Source organism: Streptococcus uberis (assembly GCF_900475595.1).
In the GTDB taxonomy this organism is placed as follows: Bacteria; Bacillota; Bacilli; order Lactobacillales; family Streptococcaceae; genus Streptococcus; species Streptococcus uberis.
This window is the reverse complement of the sequence record NZ_LS483397.1, coordinates 1,365,758-1,387,131: the sequence shown is the minus strand read 5'-3', so window position 1 is coordinate 1,387,131 and position 21,374 is coordinate 1,365,758. Positions and strand designations below refer to the sequence as shown.

Sequence of the window (21,374 nt, the reverse complement as noted above, 5' to 3'; positions counted from 1 at the left end):
GAGAAATCATGCCAAAAGAAAAGTTATATTCAGTTGAAAAAATATGTCGCATAAACATTAGATATTATCTTATAAGAGTTGATAGGAAATATTATGTTATTGATTATTCTGATCCGAAAAATTTTAAAAACTATTTTTTAGCATTATTTCCTGAAGAATTATCAAGTTGGGATGTCTATGATGTGACGGAAATAAAAGATAATTACAGGGTGAAAAAACAAAGGTCATTTAAGATTGATAAAATCTATACAATTCTTCTTCTTTTTTATTTGCCTCATGTCATGTTATTTCCTGATAAGTTCAATATTGGAATTATTACAAAGGATTTATTTATTTTTTCTCATCCCTTATTATTTATAGGGATAAGTTTTCTAACAACATTAGTATTAATAGCTTTACTAATATTTAAAACAAATCAAATAAATTTTGATGGGATTGAAAAATATACATTAATAAATAATAAGCCTAGGAAAAAAAATATACTCAAAGGTCTTTTCATAATGGTAATTGGATATGGTATTTTTTGGATGATGGCATTCTTTGGTAGTAATTATGCCAATATTTTTATGTTTGGAATAATTTTTGTAAATATTATGATATTTATTAAATTTATAGAATTTCAGCCGTCAATGAATGGCAGAATATATTACATAACAAAGGAGAAAGAATAATGTTACCAGTAGGAAGTATTGTCTATTTGGTTGGTGGAAACCAAAAATTAGTGATTTTGAATCGTGCTTCAATTGTGGAGCAAAATGGACAAGATGTTTATTTTGATTATCTGGGCGGGATTTTCCCAGAAGGTTTAAATATGGAGCAAGTGTATTATTTTAATGAGGAAGATATTGATGAGGTCATCTTTGAGGGATATCACGATGAGGAAGAAGAAAGAGTATCAAAACTTATTGAAAAATGGAAACAAAAAGAAGGAAAAAATATATCAAAAGGAGAAACAGAGTAAATATTCTAATATAATTTTCCTGGCAACATTAATACTATGATTAGAAAAGTTAATGGAAAAGTTGAGTAAACGGAATTCGTAAAAAGTGGTACTCAAGATTACCATGATATTTCAAAAGGAAAACTCAAATATGGTAAATAAGTGCAAAGTAAATTTTATAGATTTAGCACACATTATTTCACAAAATTGAGGACAACATTGCTTCATGACTATAGACTTTCCATACATTCAATAGATTCACACATAAAAGGAAAAACATTTTGAAAAAAGAAAAATATATTGCATTGAGTTTGTTGTGTGCGATTGCCACGTCAAACTTATCGGCTGTTACGGTTTTTGCTCAGGATGCGCAAACTGTTTTGACGCAAGCAACGACTGTAACAAATCAAACAAGTGATAAAGCTGAAGAAGCTGCTAGTGCTGAGACGACAAAAGCATCGGACTCAGTTTCATCAGAAGCGACGACAGTGGTACCTGAGGCAAGTCTGCCTTCAGCTGATGACCCTGCCATACCAGTGGAAAGCACAACAGCTCCTACTGAGACTGTAACTGAGGGATCAACAGAAACTAATCCGACGACTAGTACAGATCAAACAGTTCCCTCAACCGGTGATTCTAAAGCAGAAACGCAACCTGGTACGCAAACAGAAACAAGCAAACCTGAAACACCAACTCCTAGTCAGCCGGTGACACCAGTGGTGCCTAACCAGCCTCAAGCTGAGTCTAAAGCAAGCCAACCTCAAGCACCAGTCGCACCTCAAAAAGCGGAAACTGTGAAGCCTGCAATTACGAGTGGTATTGACTTGTCAAATGTCTCTATGCCTACGGCAATGGCTAGCGCAGCTTATGTCAAACACTGGACAGGCAATGATGCCTATACACACAATCTCTTGTCTCACCGATACGGTATTACAGCCGCACAGCTTGATGGATTCTTACAGTCTACCGGCATTAAATACGATAGCAATCGTATCAACGGTCAAAAAATCTTAGACTGGGAGAAATTATCTGGTCTGGATGCGCGTGCAATTATTGCCATTGCTATCGCAGAAAGTTCGCTTGGTACACAAGGCGTAGCCACAGCACCAGGTGCCAATATGTTTGGTTTTGGGGCATTTGACAACAATCCAACTAATGCTCAAAACTTTAGTGATGACAAAGCTGTCATTAAAATGACGCAGGAAACCATCATCCAAAACCAAAACACCAGCTTTGCCATTCAAGACCAAAAAGCGCAACTCTTGTCAACTGGCAACTTGAATGTAGCGGCTCTAGGTGGGGTTTATTTCACTGATGCTAGCGGTTCGGGTAAACGTCGTGCGGCCATTATGGAGAGCATTGACAAGTGGATCGACAGCCATGGTGGGACGCCTGAGATTCCTAAGGAACTGCTCAACACGTCGTCCGTCGCTATGATGGCAGTCCCAACGGGTTATTCTGTTTCAAAAGCTAACCAAGCGGGCAACTATGTGGCAGGCACCTACCCTTGGGGCCAATGCACTTGGTACGTCTTTAACCGCGCCAAAGAACTTGGCTACCAGTTTGGACCATTCATGGGTAATGGTGGCGATTGGAAACATAAGCCGGGCTATCAAACCACACATGAGGCAAAACCAGGTTACGCCATCTCATTTAGCCCCGGACAAGCTGGCGCTGACAGAACTTACGGCCACGTGGGCATCGTCGAAGACGTCAAGGAAGACGGCTCCATCCTGATCTCCGAGTCGAATGTCTTAGGGCTAGGTATCATCTCCTATCGCACCTTCAATGCAGCAGAAGCAGCACAATTGACCTATGTAGTGGGGGAGAAGTAGATAACAACTAACATTTGAAAATAAAAAAGGACCTTGAGAAAAACTCAGAGGTCCTTTAACTTATTAATGAAAACAATTGATCAAATAACTCTTGCCAGTGAGTTAAAAACTAAGGAAAACTGAAAATAAAAAGCTTATAATGCTGGTAAAATTGATAAACAAACTTATCAATCAAAAAAGTGGATTAGTAAATAGTTCTGCTGCTTTTCTGAAGGAATTAGCTAAAGCAAAGATAACTGATAAAGTCGTGGAAACCTTCACTAAAGAGTCATGGGAAGCTTTGTCTAAGAATTTCCAAACAATGCAGTTATCTGGTGTTTTAACAACTGTAAATGGAGTGGAATTAGCAACAGCAATTGATGTCAATCCTAGCTATGCTAATTTCATAAGAGAATCAAGCAAATTTGTGAAATATGGGGCACCTGTTATTGGTGCTGCAGTTGACTTTGGACTACAACTTAAATATGGTGAAGATGTTGGTGAATCAGCGGTTAAGACAGGAGTTCACTCTGCGATTGGTCTAGCTAGTGTTGCCGTTGGTGGACCTACTGGTTTTATTATTGGGGTTGGTGTTAGTATGGTATTTGATTTTGAATATGATAATTATAAAGATAATATTTTTGATTCTGTAAATAATTTTGCAAATAATTTAGGAACTTCAGTAAATGATTGACTAAGTGATTTGAATCCAGCATATAAATAGGGAGAAAAAAGTGAGGCTATTTGCACAATTTAAGAGCACGTTAAATATGGGTTGGTATGATGATAAGGCTGTCTATTATAATATCAGTGAAGATAAATTTTATATAACAAATATAAAAAAAAATAGTACAGGAATATTGTTTTTGTCTCCGATTGTAACGACAATCTTAGGAGAAATATTGAATAAAATAGACTTAGTATTTAGTATTAATTTTATTGAGCAATTAATATTAATAGTAATTTTTATTATGATTTCATCATTAAGTGCATGGTATTCTGTTTTTTTGATGAAGAAAAAAGCTCATTTCAAACTAATCGAATTCTATCCTGATCAAATGAAGGATTTTTTAAGCAAGGCTCAAATACATAATAGATTTATATTTTTTATATCGATATTCCTTCTTTTGCTTGATTTATTTTTAATTGATTTGCTAATTAATGTCAACGATTTTCAAATTTTAATAATTTTTGGAATAACATTTGTAGGATTTCTAATGTTAATCATAGATTATAGGCCAATTTATCGTGAAAAACTAATAAGAAAACTAAAACAAGATATTGTCGATTAACAATAAATAATTATTGTTACTAATATTATAATAAGTCAATTGTATTATCTTTGGTTGGTAGTTTCTAATCGCATTTAAAAGATAATTTATTCATTGAAAAAGGTGTAATTTTAATAAAAAATAACATGCTCGAACTATAAGAAAGAGATTTACGTTTTGAAAAAAAAATATATTGCTATGACAATGTTATGTTCGATTGCCACGTCAAACTTATCGGCTGTTACGGTTTTTGCTCAGGATGCGCAAACTGTTCTGACACAAGCAACAACTGTAACAGATCAAACAAGTGATAAAGCTGAGGAAGCTTCTATAGGTGTAAAAGCACTATATAATATTCTTAAACCTTTTAATTATGCTGTAGATAGTATTGGTGATAGTTTTAATAATATAGGGAAATCTTTTTTTCAAAATCATTTAATTGGGGGTATTAGAATGGAAGTAAGGGACTTAAAACGTGTAGAGCTAGTTAATAAAATAAGTATTAGATATTATTTGGTTAGTATTAATGGTAAGTATTATATTATTGACTATGCTGATATAAATAATTTTAAAGATTATTTTATAGGTTTTTTTCCAGAAAGAATACGAAGTTATGATATTTATGATGTTTCAAAAGATTACAAAAAATTTCTAAGTAATGGAAAATTTAAATTTTTTTCTATTAAAACTTTTACAGTATTTTTTATTTTGTATCTTATAAATATTATGATTTTCCCCCAAAAACTAAATTTAGCATTTTTAACAAAATCAACTTTTATATTAAACAATATTATTTTATTTTATTTTTTAAGTTTATTAACTATCATTGCTATTTTGATCCTCTTAAAATTAAAAAATACAAAATTAGACCTTTCTAGATACAAAAAAAGTAAACTAATATATATGAATTATAAAAAAAATAATCCATTCAAAGTTTTTTTATCAATTCTTGTTGGATATGTGGTGCTTTGGTGTATGGCTTTATGGGGATCGAACTTCTCCAATTTAATACTTTTTGGATTTATATGTGCAAATAGTCTGTTTTTTATAAAATTTATTGAATTTCAGCCATCATTGAATGGTAAAAATTATGTTATTGATGAGAAATAATTATGTTATTACAGGTTGGAAGTGTCGTGTATCTGATTGAAGGTAAACAAAAACTTGTAATATTAAATCGAGGTACAATTGTTAAACAATAAGGAAAAGATGTAATGAGCAAAATTGGAGATACTATTTCGGGATTAAATATAGGTACAGCATTTTGAAAAAAATAAATAAAGAAATTGTAGAGTTATTTCATGATGGTAGCGTCGTTTATTATTTTAATATTAATACTAAACAAATAGAAATCAAAAGATTTGATAATAAAAAATTTGAAATAGAGAGTATTTTGAATATAAAGAAATATGCGACATATTCTTTGATAATTTCTATAATTATGATAATCACTAATAGAATTTATTCGTCAATAGCCAGTTTATTATTAAATTTGATTGTTGCAGTAATGTTTTTAATAATTGCAACAATTATATATATTAAAATAAAAGAAAAAATGAATTTAAGGTCAACTTTCATTTCAAGTATTGATAGTGAACAAGTTTCATTATCGGCTGACGAGCTAGCTTTATTGGTTAATTCTGCAGATGATTTACTTAAAAGGTTTTCATTGATTATTGTAATAAGCATTTGTTCAACGATAATTTTGACTGTATTATTTTTTAAATTTTCTATATTAATTTGTTTTCCTGGGGCGATATTAGCAGTAATACTCATAAGAATATTCTTAAAAGACTTGGAATATTTTAATAGAAAAAAAGCTTTAAAAATATTAAAAAAAATGATGTACTAAGATTTACAATAAAAATATAAATATGAAAGTCTATATTCTTATTTTTAGATAACTTACTTTAAAATGAGAGGAATAATTATGGAAAATATTTTACCAATTGGAACAGTAGTTACATTGAAAAATGGTTCTTTAAAAGTTATGATTACTGCACGTTATCCTTTATATAATTATAAGAACAGAATTGGTTATTTTGACTATTCTGGTTGTGTATTTCCTAGTGGTGTGACTGATAATCAGACTTATTTTTTTAATACAGATGATATTGAAAAGGTGTGGTTTACAGGTTATATTGATGAGAATGAATTAAAAGCTCAAGAGGTTTTTAAAAATCAAGTTGCTAAAATTGAATATCCGCATTTTACAATTGAAGAAGTCAGTTCCTTAGATGAATTATGATGCTTCTAAGGAGTTATCAAATAAATAAGCTAATTTTGTTGATAGTAATCTAAAATTCTTAAAAACCAATGATTATGAATGTAGCTATTCTAAAAATTGAATTGTTACTAATATTATAATAAGTCAATTGTATTATCTTTGGTTGGTAGTTTCTACTCGCATTTAAAAGATAATTTATTCATTGAAAAAGGTGTAATTTTATTAAAAATAACATGCTCGAACTATAAGAAAGAGATTTACATTTTGAAAAAAGAAAAAAATATTGCATTGACATTGTTATGTGTCATTGCCCTGTCGAACTTATCGGCTCTTACGGTTTTTGCTCAGGATGCGCAAACTGTTTTGACACAAGCAACGACTGTAACTGATCAAACAAGTGATAAAGCTGAGGAAGCTTCTACAACTGAGGCGACAAAAGCGCCTGAGTCAGTTTCAACAGAAGCGACGACAGTAGCATCTGAGGCAAGTCATCCTTCAGCTGATGACCCTACCATACCAGAAGAACGAGTCTCCAAACTTATTGAAGAATGGAAACAAAAAGAAAGTAAAAATATACCTAATGAAAAGACTGCGATACAATAGAAAAATTAAACGTTTGTAAATTTTCATAATTTATCTTAAAATAGTAAATAGGCGATATTATTCCATCAAAATATATCATGAAATAACAAGAGTATTTTCGATAAGTAGATGGAAATTTCTATTATATGAATTACCAAAGACTGAATAAGGAAAAACGTTTTGAAAAAAGAAAAAAATATTGCATTGACATTGTTATGTGTCATTGCCCTGTCGAACTTATCGGCTGTTACTGTTTTTGCCAAGGATACGCAAAGTGTTTTGACACAAGCAACGACTGTAACTGATCAAACAAGTGATAAAGCTGAGGAAGCTTCTACAACTGAGGCGACAAAAGCGCCTGAGTCAGTTTCAATAGACTCCACTACAGTTATACCTGAGTCAAGTTTGCCTTCAGCTGACGTCCCTGCCATGCAAGCGGAAAACACAAACTCTCCTACTGAGACTGTAACTGAGGGATCAACAGAAAAGAATCCGGCGTCTAGTACTGACAAAACTGCTCCTTCAAGTGGATCTGAAGGTGAAACACAAGCTGGTACGCAAACAGATTCAAGCAAACCTGGAACTCCAGCTTCTAGTCAGCCGGTGACACCAGTGGTGCCTAACCAGCCTCAAGCTGAGTCTAAAGCAAGCCAACCTCAAGCACCAGTCGCACCTCAAAAAGCGGAAACTGTGACGCCAGCAATTACGAGTGGTATTGACTTGTCAGATGTCTCTATGCCTACGGCAATGGCTAGCGCAGCTTATGTCAAACACTGGACAGGCAATGATGCCTATACACACAATCTCTTATCACATCGATACGGCATTACTGCCGCACAGCTTGATGGATTCTTACAGTCTACCGGCATTAAATACGATAGCAATCGTATCAACGGTCAAAAAATCTTAGACTGGGAGAAATCATCAGGTCTGGATGCGCGTGCAATCATTGCCATTGCTATCGCAGAAAGTTCGCTTGGTACCCAAGGCGTAGCCACAGCACCAGGTGCCAATATGTTTGGTTTTGGGGCATTTGACAACAATCCAACTAATGCTCAAAACTTTAGTGATGACAAAGCTGTCATTAAAATGACGCAAGAAACCATCATCCAAAACCAAAACACCAGCTTTGCCATTCAAGACCAAAAAGCGCAACTCTTGTCAACTGGCAACTTGAATGTAGCGGCTCTAGGTGGGGTTTATTTCACTGATGCTAGCGGTTCGGGTAAACGTCGTGCGGCCATTATGGAGAGCATTGACAAGTGGATCGACAGCCATGGTGGGACGCCTGAGATTCCTAAGGAACTGCTCAACACGTCGTCCGTCGCTATGATGGCAGTTCCAACGGGTTATTCTGTTTCAAAAGCTAACCAAGCGGGCAACTATGTGGCAGGTACCTACCCTTGGGGCCAATGCACCTGGTACGTCTTTAACCGCGCCAAAGAACTTGGATACCAGTTTGGACCATTCATGGGTAATGGTGGCGATTGGAAACATAAGCCGGGCTATCAAACCACACATGAGGCAAAACCAGGTTACGCCATCTCATTTAGCCCTGGACAAGCTGGCGCTGACAGAACTTACGGCCACGTGGCCATCGTCGAAGACGTCAAGGAAGACGGATCTATCCTGATCTCCGAGTCGAATGTCTTAGGGCTAGGTATCATCTCCTATCGCACCTTCAGTGCAGTAGAAGCAGCACAATTGACCTATGTAGTGGGGGAGAAGTAGATAACAACCAACATTTGAAAATAAAAAAGGACCTTGAGAAAAACTCAGGTCCTTTAATTTATAAATGAAAACAATTGATCAAATAACTCTTGCCAGTGAGTTAAAAATTGTAATGTCAACTTGGAATAAGATATTTTAGTGAGGAAGACTATTGAAACAAGAAAAGGTAATATCTATAATATTGCATATAAAAAATGTTCAGGGATTGGAATTTAGCTAGTGTTATAGTAAGGAATATAAAACACTTTTAACATACCTCCAATAGATTGGGTTTGTGATTTGAGGCTTATTTGCGATTTCTTTGTTTGGGAGAAGTCGCTTTTTGATGGGTTTATTTTTGGCCTATGCAGCTTTTAACTTGTTAAATTGCTTAAATTATTTGATAATATTAAAAAGTCTAGTTTTTGGGAGGTGTCCTTATGAGTCGACAAGAAAGCAGTGAATCGCATGTCCTGTTTATCAATAGTGATCAATTAGAGGAATCAAGGCAGGCATTATCAGCCTATGATTTTTTAGATGATGAAGTCCTAGCTTATGCGAGTGATGAAAATGAGACTTCATTTGTTGAGGAGACAAATGGCAGATTAACCGTTGTTTATCAGCTTTTAGATTACCAAGAGGTTTCTATCACCAAAGGGGATATTCCAAGGATTCGCCCGATGACTTTCGTGGTTGCGGATCAGAAGCTAGTGATTTTATATAATCAACAGACCAAAGGGCTCTTAGATGCTGTAACTGATTCTGTTGACATGACACAAGCTCCGAAACATATTCTCTTCCAATATTTAACCTTATTCACTAAAGGCTATTTCCATTTGATGGAAGATTTAACCAAAGAGCGTGATCATCTCATTCAGGACTTGCGAAAACGCCCAACAAAACGTAATTTAAAGGGCTTAGCCAATTTACAAAGTGGTTCTGTTTATGTCATGATGGGGTCAAAACAAAACAGTGATATGATTTCTGATTTTGAGAAATTGCCAAGCTTTGAAGCCAGTGATGATCAGGTTAAAGAGCAGTTGCGCGACACGCAAATTGAAGCGCGCCAGTTATCCAATATGATTTCTCTGCATGCGCGGATTTTGGAACAATTGGCTTCGTCTTATAATAATGTCCTCAGTAATAATTTAAATGAGAACGTGACGACCTTGACCATTATTTCCATAGGGATTTCTATTTTGGCAACTGTTACCAGTTTTTATGGGATGAATGTCAAGTTGCCTTTTGCCAAGCATGATCCTGTCTGGGCCATTATCCTTCTGGTGACTTCACTAGTGGCCATCGTAGCTATTTTTGTCATGATACGTTATGTGAAAAAAGAACATGACCATTCCATGTAAGGTGTCAAGAAAGGGCCTTTATGTCAATCGAAAGAAGATTTTTTAGGGCTAAGAAGGTCCAAATGGATTCTTTACAAGCCTTTGGCTTTGTCAAAACAGATAGGGGCTATTCCTACTCTGAAAAACTGATGGAAGGTCAGTTAGAGGCGCAGCTTTTAGTAACTGAAAAAGGGGAAATTAGTGGTAAGGTTATCGACTGTGATCTGGGTGAGGAGTACCTCCCTTTAAGACAGGAGAGGCAAGATGGCGCTTTTGTTGGGGAAGTTCGGCAGGCCTATCTGGACTTACTGGGGCGCGTGGCTGAGGCTTGTTGTCTAACTTTGCCATTTCAGTCGGATCAAATGAATCGGATGGCTCAAAGGATTGAGGAAAGGTTCGGAGATCTTTTGGATTGTCCTTTTGAAAAGCAAGAAGATTACCAGTCCTATCGGGTGGATGGGAAATGGTATGGCCTCATTTATCCCCTTGAGCTCTCCAAGTTAAAGGGGATATCAGAGGATTTGAAGGCTGAAACAGCTGAAGTGATCAATCTCAAAGTGGAGCCTAAGTATCTGTCCGGTTTATTAGAGCGTGAAGGAATTTTTGAAGCCTATCATATGGCTAAAAAGTCTTGGGCAACTGTTCTTCTGAATGATTCCCTTTCAGATCAGGAGTTGTGGGAGTTGATTGCAAAAAGTCGTCAATTGGCTGCACCATCCAAACTAAGTGCGGGTTCTGGACCTGATTATTGGCTTATACCAGCAAATCTAAAGTATTACGATATTGATAGTGAATTTGCAGCTTCTGATACCATTCTTTGGACACAGAAGGCCTCCATCAAAGCTGGTGATTTTGTTTTTATTTATATCACTGCACCGACACGGGCCATTCGCTATGCTTGTCAGGTTTTGGAAGCAAATATAGCGAATCAGGGCTATCGGGACCTGTCTTCCATTAAAACCTTGATGTCTTTAAAATGCTTAAAACAGTTTCCAGACCATTTATTGACGGCTGACCTTTTAAAAGAGTATCAGGTTAATGCTGTTAGGGGACCAAGACGGATGAGTCAGCAATTAATTGCTTTTTTGAAGGAAAAAGAGTATTTTAATGACAAAGAGTAATCTGTCTTTTTAATAAAGGAGGAAAAAGATGCAACAATTTATCGCTGATCAGAGCTTTTGGGACTTATTTCCTGATGCTAAACTAGGAGTCGTTCTTCTCAAAGATTTTCAAGTATCCGGAGAATCTTCTCCTGAAATCAAAAGCCTGTTGAAAGACAGTCATCAGGTAGCTTTGTCACATGTGACTGAGGAAAATTTCTCTGATAACGAGGTCATTCAAATCTACCGCAAAGCTTTTCAAAAATTTAAAAGCAAAAAAGGAGCTCGCTCAAGTATTGAAGCTCTCCTTAAACGTGTTTCAAATGGACAAGAAATTCCTTCAATCAATCCCTTAGTAGATATCTATAATGCAGCAAGCTTGAGGTATGCACTACCCGTAGGCGCAGAAGATATGGATACCTTTGTAGGTGATTTAAAACTGACCATTACAGATGGGGATGATTCCTTTTATCTCATTGGAGATGACACCAACAATCCAACTTTAGCAAATGAGCTTTGTTATAAGGATGAAGCTGGCGCGGTATGCCGTTGTTTAAACTGGAGAGATGGTGAACGGACCATGATTACTGCTCATACCCGAAATGCTTTTTTAATCACGGAAGTATTAGACCCAAACAAGCAGGACCAGTTAGAAGAAGCTCTTGATTTTATCGAAGGCCATTGCAAACTGCAATTGCAGGCTGAAACAAGTCAATACATTTTAAGCAAAGAGAATTCTTGCCTAACATTAAAAGCATAAAACCCGAACATCTGTTCGGGTTTTATTTATTACTAAAGAAAAATGGTGGGGTGTAAAGACTGAGTGTCTCAAAACAAGCCTGAGCTGCCTCGTGATCTTCACAAATGATTAAACAGGTATCGTCCCCACAAACCGTGGCAACAATCTCTGGAATTTGCATGGCGTCTAAAATGGAGCCAAACGATTGTGCTAGTCCAGGTAAGGTTTTTAAGACGATTTGATGTTGCACAACGCGTAACATGACAAGTGCATCTTCCATGTAGAAGCGTAAGCGGTGTTCCCAACGACTTTGGGAAATGGATAAGGTTTCATAGTGGGTTTTGTTGCCATCAGAAACTTTGACAAGGTTTAATTCCTTCATGTCACGAGACAAGGTGGCTTGCGTGATGGAAATCCCATTTTTTTGCAACCGTTTTTGAAGCTCTTGTTGTGTGTGAATTTTTGTCTCAGAAATGAGGGATCGTATCAGTTGATGCCGGATTTCTTTTTTATTCATTTCTTATCATATTCCTTTAATTTTAGTACGATTATCCCGAGTATAACAAAAAGGTTAGTCACTGTAAAGTTTTTTCAGAAACGCTTACAATAAGGTTCGGAATATGATAAAATAGAAAGAGAGAACAAAATCGTGGAGGTTTCATTTGATTAAAAGAGAAGATTACCAATACCTTAGAAAATTAGATGATTTCAAGCATTTATCGATTGAAGCATTTGATAAAATTGTAGGTCAAATGGAATACCGAAAAGTGCAAAAAGGCCATATCCTCTTTTTTGAAGGGGATAAACGTGACAAACTCTTTCTAGTCACTTCTGGTTATTTTAAAATTGAACAGACTGATCATTCAGGCACCTTTATTTATACGGATTTTATTCATCACGGAACAATTTTTCCCTATGGTGGCTTATTTACAGATGAAACCTATCATTTCTCTGTGGTTGCCATGACAGATGTGAACTATTATTATTTACCAGTTGATCAGTTTGAACAATTTTCTTTGCAAAATCCAAAACAAATGAAACACCTTTATAGTAAACTATCAAAACTGCTGGAATTACATGAGTTAAGGGTACGCAACCTGATCACATCTAGTGCAAGTGACCGAGTGACTCAATCCTTAGCCTTGTTATTGGTAGAAATGGGGGATGAAACAGACACACTTCCTATTCAATTGACGGCAACCGATATTGCTAACATGAGTGGAACAACTAGGGAGACTGTTAGTCATGTCTTAAGTAAACTCAAAAAAGATGGTTATTTATCTTCCCATAACAAATATTTAAGGTTTTTGAATAAAGATTATTTTTTAAAACATACGAAATAGAAGACAAAAGAACTTTTTTAAAGTTTTTTGTTTTTTTTTAACTTTTTTTAAATTTATAACTATAAATTTTTTCGTTAAAATGTAAAAAACTTACAAGTAAACGTATACATTTTTATAAAGATGCATTTTCGCGATAGAAAGTGTAAGCGATTCCACAATTGTAAGGTGAAAAATACCGCAATTTTTATTTCGTGAAAAGGTAAACTATGAGTGTAAACAAGATTTGATAAATCTTGAATGTGAATTCACAAAAAATCATATCATTTAGAAAGAGGTTATAGTTATGACTGCTAACTCACCGATTCATGTTTATTCAGAAATTGGCAAACTTAAAAAAGTAATGCTTCACAGACCTGGTAAAGAAATTGAAAACTTGATGCCAGACTATCTTGAAAGATTATTATTTGATGATATTCCTTTCTTGGAAAATGCTCAAAAAGAACATGATGCTTTTGCAGAAGCTTTAAGAAACGAAGGCATTGAAGTTCTTTACCTTGAAAAATTAGCTGCAGAATCTCTTATCAATGAAGAAGTTCGTACAGCTTTCATCGATGAATACATTGCTGAAGCTAACATTAGAGGACGTGCAACAAAAGAAGCAATCCGTAACATGTTAATGTCAATTGAAGATAATCAAGAATTGATTGACAAAACAATGGCAGGTATCCAAAAATCAGAACTTCCTGAAATTTCAGATGAAGAAAAAGGTTTAACTGACCTTGTAGAATCAGATTATCCATTTGCAATTGATCCAATGCCAAACCTTTACTTCACACGCGATCCATTTGCAACAATTGGTGCAGGTGTTTCTCTTAACCACATGTTCTCAGAAACACGTAACCGTGAAACACTTTACGGTAAATACATCTTCACACATCACCCAGAATACGGTGGAAAAGTTCCAATGGTTTATGACCGTAGCGAAAACACTCGTATCGAAGGTGGAGATGAACTTGTTCTTTCAAAAGATGTATTAGCTGTTGGTATTTCACAACGTACAGATGCTGCATCAATCGAAAAACTTTTGGTTAACATCTTTAAACAAAATCTTGGATTCAAAAAAGTATTGGCATTCGAATTTGCTAACAACCGTAAATTCATGCACTTAGATACTGTATTCACAATGGTTGACTATGATAAATTCACTATCCACCCTGAAATTGAAGGTGACTTAAGAGTTTATTCTGTAACCTATGAAAATGATAAACTTAAGATTGTTGAAGAAAAAGGCGATTTAGCTGAACTTCTTGCAGCAAACTTAGGCGTTGAAAAAGTTGAATTGATTCGTTGTGGTGGTGACAACATCGTTGCTGCTGGTCGCGAACAATGGAATGACGGATCTAACACTCTTACAATCGCACCAGGTGTTGTTGTTGTATATAACCGCAACACAATCACAAATGCAATTCTTGAATCAAAAGGTTTAAGACTTGTTAAGATTGAAGGAAGTGAATTAGTTCGCGGTCGTGGTGGACCTCGTTGTATGTCAATGCCATTTGAACGTGAAGATATCTAATCACTTAATGAAGATTAAGGACTAGCTGAAGTTTAAACCCTTCTACCTCATTACAAATGAGAGAGGTATTAAGTTGGAAGGTCAGAAGCAAAATCCTGTAACTCTAAAGAATTGTCAATAAGGTGGTGTACGAGGGCTTAAAAGTGACTTTATCAGGGCGCTTCCTTCCCAAAGTAACTTTAAAGCCCATGTTACACTAAAAAATGACTAAAGTGATTATCATATCCAATGACATCTGGAAAATAAGTAGACTGTCAGTCATGATATATTTGGTATTGAAAAGACAGAAACCAAAATCACTAATCTATTTATAAGATTTAGAATTGTTGGTATTGAAATGAATACATTTGAAATAGTTTCAACTATTTTAGGTGCTTTTATCGTAGTATACCTTTATAAAAATTGGAAAAAATAATATAGATTCTCAAGGAGAAAGAAGATGACTCAAGTATTTCAAGGACGTAATTTCCTAGCAGAAAAAGACTTCACACGCGAAGAATTTGAATATTTAATTGACTTCGCTGCACACTTAAAAGACCTTAAAAAACGTGGTGTTCCTCACCGTTATTTAGAAGGTAAAAACATTGCACTTTTGTTTGAAAAAACATCTACTCGTACTCGTGCAGCTTTCACAACTGCAGCAATTGACTTAGGAGCACATCCTGAATACCTTGGTGCAAACGACATCCAACTTGGTAAAAAAGAATCAACTGAAGACACCGCTAAAGTTCTTGGTCGCATGTTTGACGGTATTGAATTCCGTGGTTTCAGCCAACGCATGGTTGAAGAATTAGGTGAATTCGCTGGTGTTCCAGTATGGAATGGTCTTACTGACGAATGGCATCCAACTCAAATGCTTGCTGACTACTTAACAGTTAAAGAAAACTTCGGCAAACTTGAAGGTATTACTTTAGTATACTGTGGTGATGGTCGTAACAACGTTGCAAACTCACTATTGGTTGCTGGTACTTTGATGGGTGTTAACGTACACATCTTCTCACCAAAAGAATTATTCCCAGATGAAGAAATTGTTAAATTAGCTGAAGGATTTGCAAAAGAATCTGGAGCACACATTTTAGTTACTGACAATGCTGACGAAGCTGTTAAAGGCGCTGATGTATTCTACACAGACGTTTGGGTATCAATGGGTGAAGAAGACAAATTCAAAGAACGCGTTGAATTGCTTCAACCATACCAAGTTAATATGGATCTTGTTAAAAAAGCTAACAACGAAAACCTTATTTTCTTACACTGCTTACCAGCATTCCATGACACAAACACTGTTTACGGTAAAGATGTAGCTGATAAATACGGCGTATCTGAAATGGAAGTTACTGATGAAGTCTTCCGTAGCAAATATGCTCGTCACTTTGACCAAGCTGAAAACCGTATGCACACAATCAAAGCTGTTATGGCAGCAACTCTTGGAAACTTGTTCATTCCAAAAGTATAATCTGAAGCCGACATACGAAACTGGTACTCCTTACAAATTAAACATCATTAGTGTAATATCTAAACATTATAAAACTCCTTATATTTATTTAACAGAGCAAAAAATTTAACTACTAGAAAAGTCGTTCTGGTTCTGGCCTCCTTAACCAGAACCAGAATGACTTATTTTATTGAAAAGAAGAGGTAACTATCATGACAGAAGAAAAAAAACGGGGTTTTAAAATTCCATCTTCTTACACCGTTCTCTTTATCATCATTGCTATAATGGCAGTTTTGACTTGGTTTATCCCAGCGGGAGCTTATGACACTGCAAAAGATGGTAGTGTTATCTCAGGTACTTATCATGCTGTGAAATCAAACCCTCAAGGTTTGTATGATGTCTTTATGGCACCTGTTCGTGGTATGCTTGGAACTGATAAAACTGATGGCGCCATTCAAGTATCCTTCTTCATTTTGATGGTAGGTGGCTTCCTTGGTGTTGTTAATAAAACTGGTGCCCTTGACCAAGGTATCGCATCAGTTGTTAAAAACAACAAAGGCAAAGAAAAAATGTTGATTGCCATTTTGATTCCAATCTTTGCCTTAGGTGGATCAACTTACGGTATGGGTGAAGAAACGATGGCATTCTACCCATTGCTTATCCCAGTAATGATTGCAGTAGGTTTTGATACCTTAGTAGCAGTAGCTATTATTCTGATTGGTTCTCAAATTGGATGTTTGGCATCAACTATTAACCCATTTGCAACTGGTGTCGCTGCAGATGCTGCTGGTGTAAGTATCGCTGATGGTATGATCTGGCGTCTAATTCAGTGGGTTGTTTTAGTAGGACTTTCAATCTGGTTTGTCTATAATTATGCAAGTAAGATTGAAAAAGACCCAAGCAAATCATTAATTGCTGACAAAATGGCAGAACATAAGGAAATCTTCAAACTTGAAAATTCTGATATGGACATGACTAAAAAACAAAAACATGTGCTTTGGATTTTCATCATTACTTTCCTTATCATGATTTTAAGTTTAATCCCTTGGGAAAACTTTAATATTAAACTCTTTACAGCTATTAACTCATGGTTAACAGGTCTTCCAGTTCTAGGAACTGCCTTTGGTAAGAGCTCTGCAGCTCTTGGTACATGGTACTTCCCTGAAATCACAATGCTCTTCATTATGATGGGGATCCTTGTTGCTATGGTTTACAAAATGTCTGAAGAAGATTTCATTTCTTCATTTATTGCTGGAGCAGCTGATTTATTAAGTGTTGCGATTATCTGTGCGGTTGCCCGTGGTATCCAAGTTATCATGAACGATGGTATGATCACTTCAACCATTCTTTCTTGGGGTGAAAAAGGACTTTCTGGACTTTCATCACAAGTCTTTGTATTGTTAGCTTATTTATTCTACTTACCAATGTCATTCCTCATTCCTTCAACTTCAGGTCTTGCTGGTGCAACTATGGGTATTATGGCTCCTCTAGGTCAATTCTCACATGTACCTGCTCACCTTGTCATTACTGCTTTCCAATCAGCTTCAGGTGTCCTTAACATGATTTCACCAACTTCAGCAATCGTTATGGGTGCTCTTGCAATTGGTAAAATTGACTTACCAACATGGTGGAAATTTGTTGGTAAATTCATGGTACTAGTTGTTGTAGCTAGTGTCGCAATTCTTTTACTTGCAACATTCTTTATTTAAAAGCTTGTTACTTGTAATTGGGAGGAAAAAATATGAAATCCTATATTACGGAAAGTCAACAATTAGCTTGTGTCGAAGCGATCAAAAAAATCGTTTCCTACCCTTCAGTTTGTAAAGAAGGTGAAAATGGAACGCCATTTGGCCAAGCGATACAAGACGTCTTAGAATTTACATTAGAACACTGTCGTTCTTTAGGATTTGATACCTATATTGATCCTGAAGGTTATTATGGTTATGCTGAGTACGGCACTCAAAAAGAAATGCTAGCCATTCTTTGCCACTTGGACGTTGTACCCGAAGGTGATCGAAGCCTATGGAAGACAGATCCATTTGACTGTGTCGAAAAAGAAGGTCGTTTATATGGTCGTGGAACACAAGATGACAAAGGACCTTCCATGATGGCACTCTATGCAGTCAAAGCTTTGATGGATGCTGGGGTTACCTTTAACAAAAGGATTCGATTCATCTTTGGAACTGACGAGGAAACCTTATGGCGTTGTATGAATCGCTATAACGAACTCGAAGAACAAGCAACATATGGCTTTGCTCCAGATTCAAGTTTTCCACTGATTTATGCAGAAAAAGGCTTGTTACAAGCAAAACTCACTGGACCGGGAACTGATGAACTCAGTCTTGAAATTGGAAATGCTTATAACGTTGTGCCTGCCAGAGCAGCTTATAAAGGGGAATTACTTGAGTCTATAAAAGCTGAGTTAGATAAATTAGGTTTTGAATATGTTATCAAAGAAGATACATTGACAGTCTATGGTTTGGCTCAACATGCTAAAGATGCCCCACATGGCATCAATGCTCTTGTTCGACTTGCTAAAGCTTTACTACCTTATACTGAAAATAAAACCATTGACTTTTTAGCTAATTGTGTGGACGAAGATGGTAAAGGGTTAAACATTTTTGGTCCTATTGAAGACGAACCATCAGGTTATCTCTCTTTCAACGCTGCAGGTTTGACGCTTTCCAAAGCCTTGACAGAAGTTCGACTTGATATTCGTATTCCAGTTTTAGCTGATAAAGACGAATTGGTTAAACAATTATTAGAAAAAGCTAAAGCCTATGGCCTAACTTATGAAGAATTTGATTATTTAGCACCATTATATGTTCCTATTGACAGTGAGTTAGTAACAACATTAATGGATGTTTATCAAGAAAAAACCGGTGATCAAAGCCCTGCATTATCATCCGGCGGTGCAACCTTTGCGCGGACAATGCCAAACTGTGTTGCTTTTGGGGCCTTATTCCCAGATTCTATTCAAACAGAACATCAAGAAAATGAAAACATTGTGTTAGAAGATGCTTATAAAGCTATGGATATCTACGCAGAAGCTATTTATCGCCTAACACGTTAAAAAGGAGACTATTTAAATGACTAAACAAAAAATTGTTGTTGCATTAGGTGGAAATGCAATACTTTCAACAGATGCATCAGCTAAAGCACAACAAGAAGCTTTGATTTCAACATCAAAATCATTGGTTAAATTGATTAAAGATGGCAATGAAGTTATTGTTACTCATGGTAACGGACCACAAGTTGGTAACTTATTATTACAACAAGCAGCAGCAGATTCTGAAAAAAATCCTGCAATGCCATTAGATACTTGTGTGGCAATGACTGAAGGCTCTATCGGTTTCTGGCTCGTTAATGCTCTTGATAACGAACTTAAAGAACAAGGCATTGAAAAAGAAGTGGCTGCAGTTGTGACACAAGTTATTGTTGATAAAAACGACCAAGCATTCACAAATCCAACAAAACCAATTGGCCCATTCTTATCTGAAGAAGAAGCTAAAAAACAAATGGAAGAAACTGGAGCAAGCTTTAAAGAAGATTCAGGTCGTGGATGGCGTAAAGTGGTGCCATCTCCAAAACCAGTTGGCATCAAAGAAGCTAATGTTATTCGTAACTTAGTTGATTCAGGTGTTGTTGTTGTCAGCGCTGGTGGAGGCGGTGTCCCAGTTATTGAAGACCCAACAACTAAATTCCTCACTGGTGTAGAAGCTGTTATCGATAAAGATTTTGCGTCACAAACACTTTCAGAATTAGTTGATGCTGACCTCTTCATCGTCCTTACTGGTGTTGATAATGTCTTTGTTAACTTTAACAAACCAGATCAACAAAAATTGGAAGAAGTTACTGTTTCACAAATGAAAGAATACATTGGTCAAAATCAATTTGCACCAGGTTCAATGTTACCAAAAGTAGAAGCAGCTATTGCATTTGTTGAAAACAAACCAGAAGCAAAAGCAATCATTACATCTCTTGAAAACATTGACAAAGTTCTTTCAGAAGGTGCTGGAACAACTATCGTTAAAGGTTAATGACAAAGGCTTTGGGTTCTATTATTAGTCCCAAAGTCTTTTCTTTTGTCAAAATTATGGGAATATACTGAAAAATGAAAAAACTATTTTATTTTGCTAAAAATAGGTGTATAATATTCCTATTATTTTCGTTTTGATTTCACAATTAGTCAGGGCAAAAATAAAAAAATATTTAAGGAGGAGCTATGAAGAAAAGTTTTATTCATCAACAAGAGGAGATTTCCTTTGTTAAAAATACTTTTACACAGTATTTAATTGCTAAACTTGACGTTGTTGAAGTGCAAGGACCTATTTTAAGTCGGGTCGGGGATGGTATGCAAGATAATTTGTCTGGTATTGAAAATCCTGTATCTGTTAATGTCTTAAAAATTCCTGAAGCTCAATTTGAAGTCGTCCATTCTTTAGCCAAATGGAAACGTCATACCTTAGCACGATTTGGATTTAATGAAGGAGAAGGCCTTGTTGTTAATATGAAAGCCCTCCGCCCTGACGAGGATTCATTAGACCAGACCCATTCCGTCTATGTCGATCAGTGGGATTGGGAAAAGGTCATTCCTGATGGTAAACGTAATCTAGCTTATTTGAAAGAAACTGTTGAAACCATTTATAAGGTTATTCGTTTAACGGAATTAGCGGTAGAAGCACGTTATGACATTGAGGCTATTCTACCTAAAAAAATTACCTTTATTCATACAGAAGACTTGGTGAAACGATACCCGGATTTAAGTCCCAAAGAAAGAGAAAATGCCATTACCAAAGAATTTGGTGCTGTCTTTTTAATTGGTATTGGGGGTGAATTATCAGATGGCAAACCACATGATGGGCGTGCTCCAGATTATGATGACTGGACAAGTGAAACGGAAGATGGTTACCATGGTTTAAATGGTGATATTTTAGTTTGGAACGAGCAACTACAATCAGCCTTTGAGTTGTCTTCAATGGGCATTCGCGTGGATGAAGATGCCTTGAAACGACAAGTAGCTATAACGGGAGACTTTGAACGTTTAGAATTTGATTGGCATAAATCCCTTTTAAATGGCTTGTTCCCATTGACCATTGGTGGTGGAATCGGACAATCACGTATGGCTATGTTTTTATTGCGTAAAAAACACATTGGCGAAGTGCAAACATCTGTTTGGCCACAATCGGTTAGAGAAAGTTTTGACAATATCTTATAAGCACTATAATAGAAAGATAGTTTGACTATCTTTCTTTATTTTTCGTTCGTCTTGCAATTGACACATAATTTAATTTTTGTTAATATAAACAAGTCTAGGAATCTTCAAGAAGTGTTTTCTAGCAAATATAGACCTTTATAAT

Annotated in this window: 21 protein-coding genes; 19 read left to right on the top strand and 2 right to left on the bottom strand. The window is 35.8% G+C overall.

Annotated features, from left to right (window positions below):
* The first annotated feature begins 8 nt into the window (after nt 1-8).
* The 6 genes from DQM95_RS07170 to DQM95_RS07140 all read left to right on the top strand — a co-directional run bounded on the left by DQM95_RS07170 (nt 9) and on the right by DQM95_RS07140 (nt 5,135).
* Nucleotides 9-671 (top strand): hypothetical protein, encoded by a 663-nt coding sequence (locus tag DQM95_RS07170; RefSeq protein ID WP_037593403.1) that lies wholly within the window; start codon nt 9-11, stop codon nt 669-671.
* Nucleotides 668-961, top strand: coding sequence for a DUF4176 domain-containing protein (locus DQM95_RS07165; RefSeq protein ID WP_037593405.1), 294 nt, complete (start codon nt 668-670; stop codon nt 959-961). Before DQM95_RS07170 ends, DQM95_RS07165 begins: the two co-directional genes overlap by 4 nt.
* A gap of 260 nt (nt 962-1,221) precedes the next feature.
* On the top strand, nt 1,222-2,775 hold the full coding sequence (locus tag DQM95_RS07155; protein ID WP_170123123.1) for a CHAP domain-containing protein: 1,554 nt from the start codon (nt 1,222-1,224) through the stop codon (nt 2,773-2,775).
* Nucleotides 2,776-2,914: 139 nt separating this feature from the next.
* The gene (locus tag DQM95_RS07150; protein WP_037593591.1) at nt 2,915-3,448 is read left to right on the top strand and encodes a hypothetical protein; all 534 of its coding nucleotides are present in this window, start codon (nt 2,915-2,917) and stop codon (nt 3,446-3,448) included.
* 76 nt (nt 3,449-3,524) lie between these two features.
* Entirely contained in the window at nt 3,525-4,046 is a 522-nt protein-coding gene (locus tag DQM95_RS07145) for a hypothetical protein (RefSeq protein WP_145959609.1), read from the top strand.
* 156 nt (nt 4,047-4,202) lie between these two features.
* Nucleotides 4,203-5,135 (top strand): hypothetical protein, encoded by a 933-nt coding sequence (locus DQM95_RS07140; RefSeq protein ID WP_231909963.1) that lies wholly within the window; start codon nt 4,203-4,205, stop codon nt 5,133-5,135.
* Nucleotides 5,136-5,486: 351 nt separating this feature from the next.
* On the opposite strand, the gene DQM95_RS07135 is transcribed toward DQM95_RS07140, so the two are convergent.
* A complete protein-coding gene (locus DQM95_RS07135; protein WP_111685986.1) occupies nt 5,487-5,801 on the bottom strand; it encodes a hypothetical protein in 315 nt (104 codons plus the stop codon).
* Nucleotides 5,802-5,955: 154 nt separating this feature from the next.
* Between DQM95_RS07135 and DQM95_RS07130 the strand changes: the two genes are divergently transcribed.
* The 6 genes from DQM95_RS07130 (at nt 5,956) to DQM95_RS07100 (ending at nt 11,744) form a co-directional block, all read left to right on the top strand.
* Nucleotides 5,956-6,273: a DUF4176 domain-containing protein gene (locus tag DQM95_RS07130; RefSeq protein ID WP_037593599.1), complete on the top strand. Its 318-nt coding sequence runs from the start codon at nt 5,956-5,958 to the stop codon at nt 6,271-6,273.
* 243 nt (nt 6,274-6,516) lie between these two features.
* On the top strand, nt 6,517-6,855 hold the full coding sequence (locus tag DQM95_RS07125; protein ID WP_231909962.1) for a hypothetical protein: 339 nt from the start codon (nt 6,517-6,519) through the stop codon (nt 6,853-6,855).
* Between the two features lie 159 nt (nt 6,856-7,014).
* Nucleotides 7,015-8,565, top strand: coding sequence for a CHAP domain-containing protein (locus tag DQM95_RS07115; RefSeq protein WP_170123122.1), 1,551 nt, complete (start codon nt 7,015-7,017; stop codon nt 8,563-8,565).
* A gap of 419 nt (nt 8,566-8,984) precedes the next feature.
* A complete protein-coding gene (locus DQM95_RS07110) occupies nt 8,985-9,905 on the top strand; it encodes a magnesium transporter CorA family protein (protein ID WP_037591715.1) in 921 nt (306 codons plus the stop codon).
* 20 nt (nt 9,906-9,925) lie between these two features.
* A complete protein-coding gene (locus DQM95_RS07105) occupies nt 9,926-11,005 on the top strand; it encodes an MmcQ/YjbR family DNA-binding protein (RefSeq protein WP_037591718.1) in 1,080 nt (359 codons plus the stop codon).
* A gap of 28 nt (nt 11,006-11,033) precedes the next feature.
* Complete coding sequence (locus tag DQM95_RS07100; protein WP_037591720.1) at nt 11,034-11,744, top strand: B3/B4 domain-containing protein; 711 nt, start codon at nt 11,034-11,036, stop codon at nt 11,742-11,744.
* Between the two features lie 22 nt (nt 11,745-11,766).
* On the opposite strand, the gene argR is transcribed toward DQM95_RS07100, so the two are convergent.
* Nucleotides 11,767-12,240 (bottom strand): arginine repressor, encoded by a 474-nt coding sequence (gene argR, locus DQM95_RS07095; RefSeq protein WP_015911655.1) that lies wholly within the window; start codon nt 12,238-12,240, stop codon nt 11,767-11,769.
* 145 nt (nt 12,241-12,385) lie between these two features.
* On the opposite strand from argR, the gene DQM95_RS07090 reads away from it, so the two are divergent.
* The 7 genes from DQM95_RS07090 (at nt 12,386) to asnA (ending at nt 21,232) form a co-directional block, all read left to right on the top strand.
* Nucleotides 12,386-13,066 (top strand): Crp/Fnr family transcriptional regulator, encoded by a 681-nt coding sequence (locus DQM95_RS07090; protein WP_037591721.1) that lies wholly within the window; start codon nt 12,386-12,388, stop codon nt 13,064-13,066.
* Nucleotides 13,067-13,349: 283 nt separating this feature from the next.
* Entirely contained in the window at nt 13,350-14,582 is a 1,233-nt protein-coding gene (gene arcA, locus DQM95_RS07085; protein WP_015911653.1) for an arginine deiminase, read from the top strand.
* Nucleotides 14,583-15,021: 439 nt separating this feature from the next.
* On the top strand, nt 15,022-16,035 hold the full coding sequence (gene argF / locus DQM95_RS07080) for an ornithine carbamoyltransferase (protein WP_037591724.1): 1,014 nt from the start codon (nt 15,022-15,024) through the stop codon (nt 16,033-16,035).
* A gap of 191 nt (nt 16,036-16,226) precedes the next feature.
* The gene (locus tag DQM95_RS07075) at nt 16,227-17,723 is read left to right on the top strand and encodes a YfcC family protein (protein WP_037591728.1); all 1,497 of its coding nucleotides are present in this window, start codon (nt 16,227-16,229) and stop codon (nt 17,721-17,723) included.
* A 32-nt stretch (nt 17,724-17,755) separates the two neighbouring features.
* The gene (locus tag DQM95_RS07070) at nt 17,756-19,087 is read left to right on the top strand and encodes a dipeptidase (RefSeq protein ID WP_037591729.1); all 1,332 of its coding nucleotides are present in this window, start codon (nt 17,756-17,758) and stop codon (nt 19,085-19,087) included.
* Nucleotides 19,088-19,103: 16 nt separating this feature from the next.
* Nucleotides 19,104-20,054: a carbamate kinase gene (gene arcC / locus DQM95_RS07065; protein WP_015911649.1), complete on the top strand. Its 951-nt coding sequence runs from the start codon at nt 19,104-19,106 to the stop codon at nt 20,052-20,054.
* A gap of 185 nt (nt 20,055-20,239) precedes the next feature.
* Nucleotides 20,240-21,232 (top strand): aspartate--ammonia ligase, encoded by a 993-nt coding sequence (gene asnA, locus DQM95_RS07060; protein ID WP_037591730.1) that lies wholly within the window; start codon nt 20,240-20,242, stop codon nt 21,230-21,232.
* Nucleotides 21,233-21,374: the final 142 nt, after the last annotated feature.

Excerpts from the sequence above, each read along its gene's own strand:
- DQM95_RS07130 (WP_037593599.1), top strand. The coding sequence starts at position 5,956 with ATGGAAAATATTTTACCAATTGGAACAGTAGTTACATTGAAAAATGGT.
- DQM95_RS07070 (WP_037591729.1), top strand. The coding sequence starts at position 17,756 with ATGAAATCCTATATTACGGAAAGTCAACAATTAGCTTGTGTCGAAGCG.
- DQM95_RS07150 (WP_037593591.1), top strand. The coding sequence starts at position 2,915 with ATGCTGGTAAAATTGATAAACAAACTTATCAATCAAAAAAGTGGATTA.
- DQM95_RS07105 (WP_037591718.1), top strand. The coding sequence starts at position 9,926 with ATGTCAATCGAAAGAAGATTTTTTAGGGCTAAGAAGGTCCAAATGGAT.
- argF (WP_037591724.1), top strand. The coding sequence starts at position 15,022 with ATGACTCAAGTATTTCAAGGACGTAATTTCCTAGCAGAAAAAGACTTC.
- arcC (WP_015911649.1), top strand. The coding sequence starts at position 19,104 with ATGACTAAACAAAAAATTGTTGTTGCATTAGGTGGAAATGCAATACTT.
- arcA (WP_015911653.1), top strand. The coding sequence starts at position 13,350 with ATGACTGCTAACTCACCGATTCATGTTTATTCAGAAATTGGCAAACTT.
- DQM95_RS07170 (WP_037593403.1), top strand. The coding sequence starts at position 9 with ATGCCAAAAGAAAAGTTATATTCAGTTGAAAAAATATGTCGCATAAAC.
- DQM95_RS07100 (WP_037591720.1), top strand. The coding sequence starts at position 11,034 with ATGCAACAATTTATCGCTGATCAGAGCTTTTGGGACTTATTTCCTGAT.
- DQM95_RS07145 (WP_145959609.1), top strand. The coding sequence starts at position 3,525 with ATGGGTTGGTATGATGATAAGGCTGTCTATTATAATATCAGTGAAGAT.
- DQM95_RS07135 (WP_111685986.1), bottom strand. The coding sequence starts at position 5,801 with ATGAGTATTACTGCTAATATCGCCCCAGGAAAACAAATTAATATAGAA.
- DQM95_RS07110 (WP_037591715.1), top strand. The coding sequence starts at position 8,985 with ATGAGTCGACAAGAAAGCAGTGAATCGCATGTCCTGTTTATCAATAGT.
- asnA (WP_037591730.1), top strand. The coding sequence starts at position 20,240 with ATGAAGAAAAGTTTTATTCATCAACAAGAGGAGATTTCCTTTGTTAAA.
- argR (WP_015911655.1), bottom strand. The coding sequence starts at position 12,240 with ATGAATAAAAAAGAAATCCGGCATCAACTGATACGATCCCTCATTTCT.
- DQM95_RS07075 (WP_037591728.1), top strand. The coding sequence starts at position 16,227 with ATGACAGAAGAAAAAAAACGGGGTTTTAAAATTCCATCTTCTTACACC.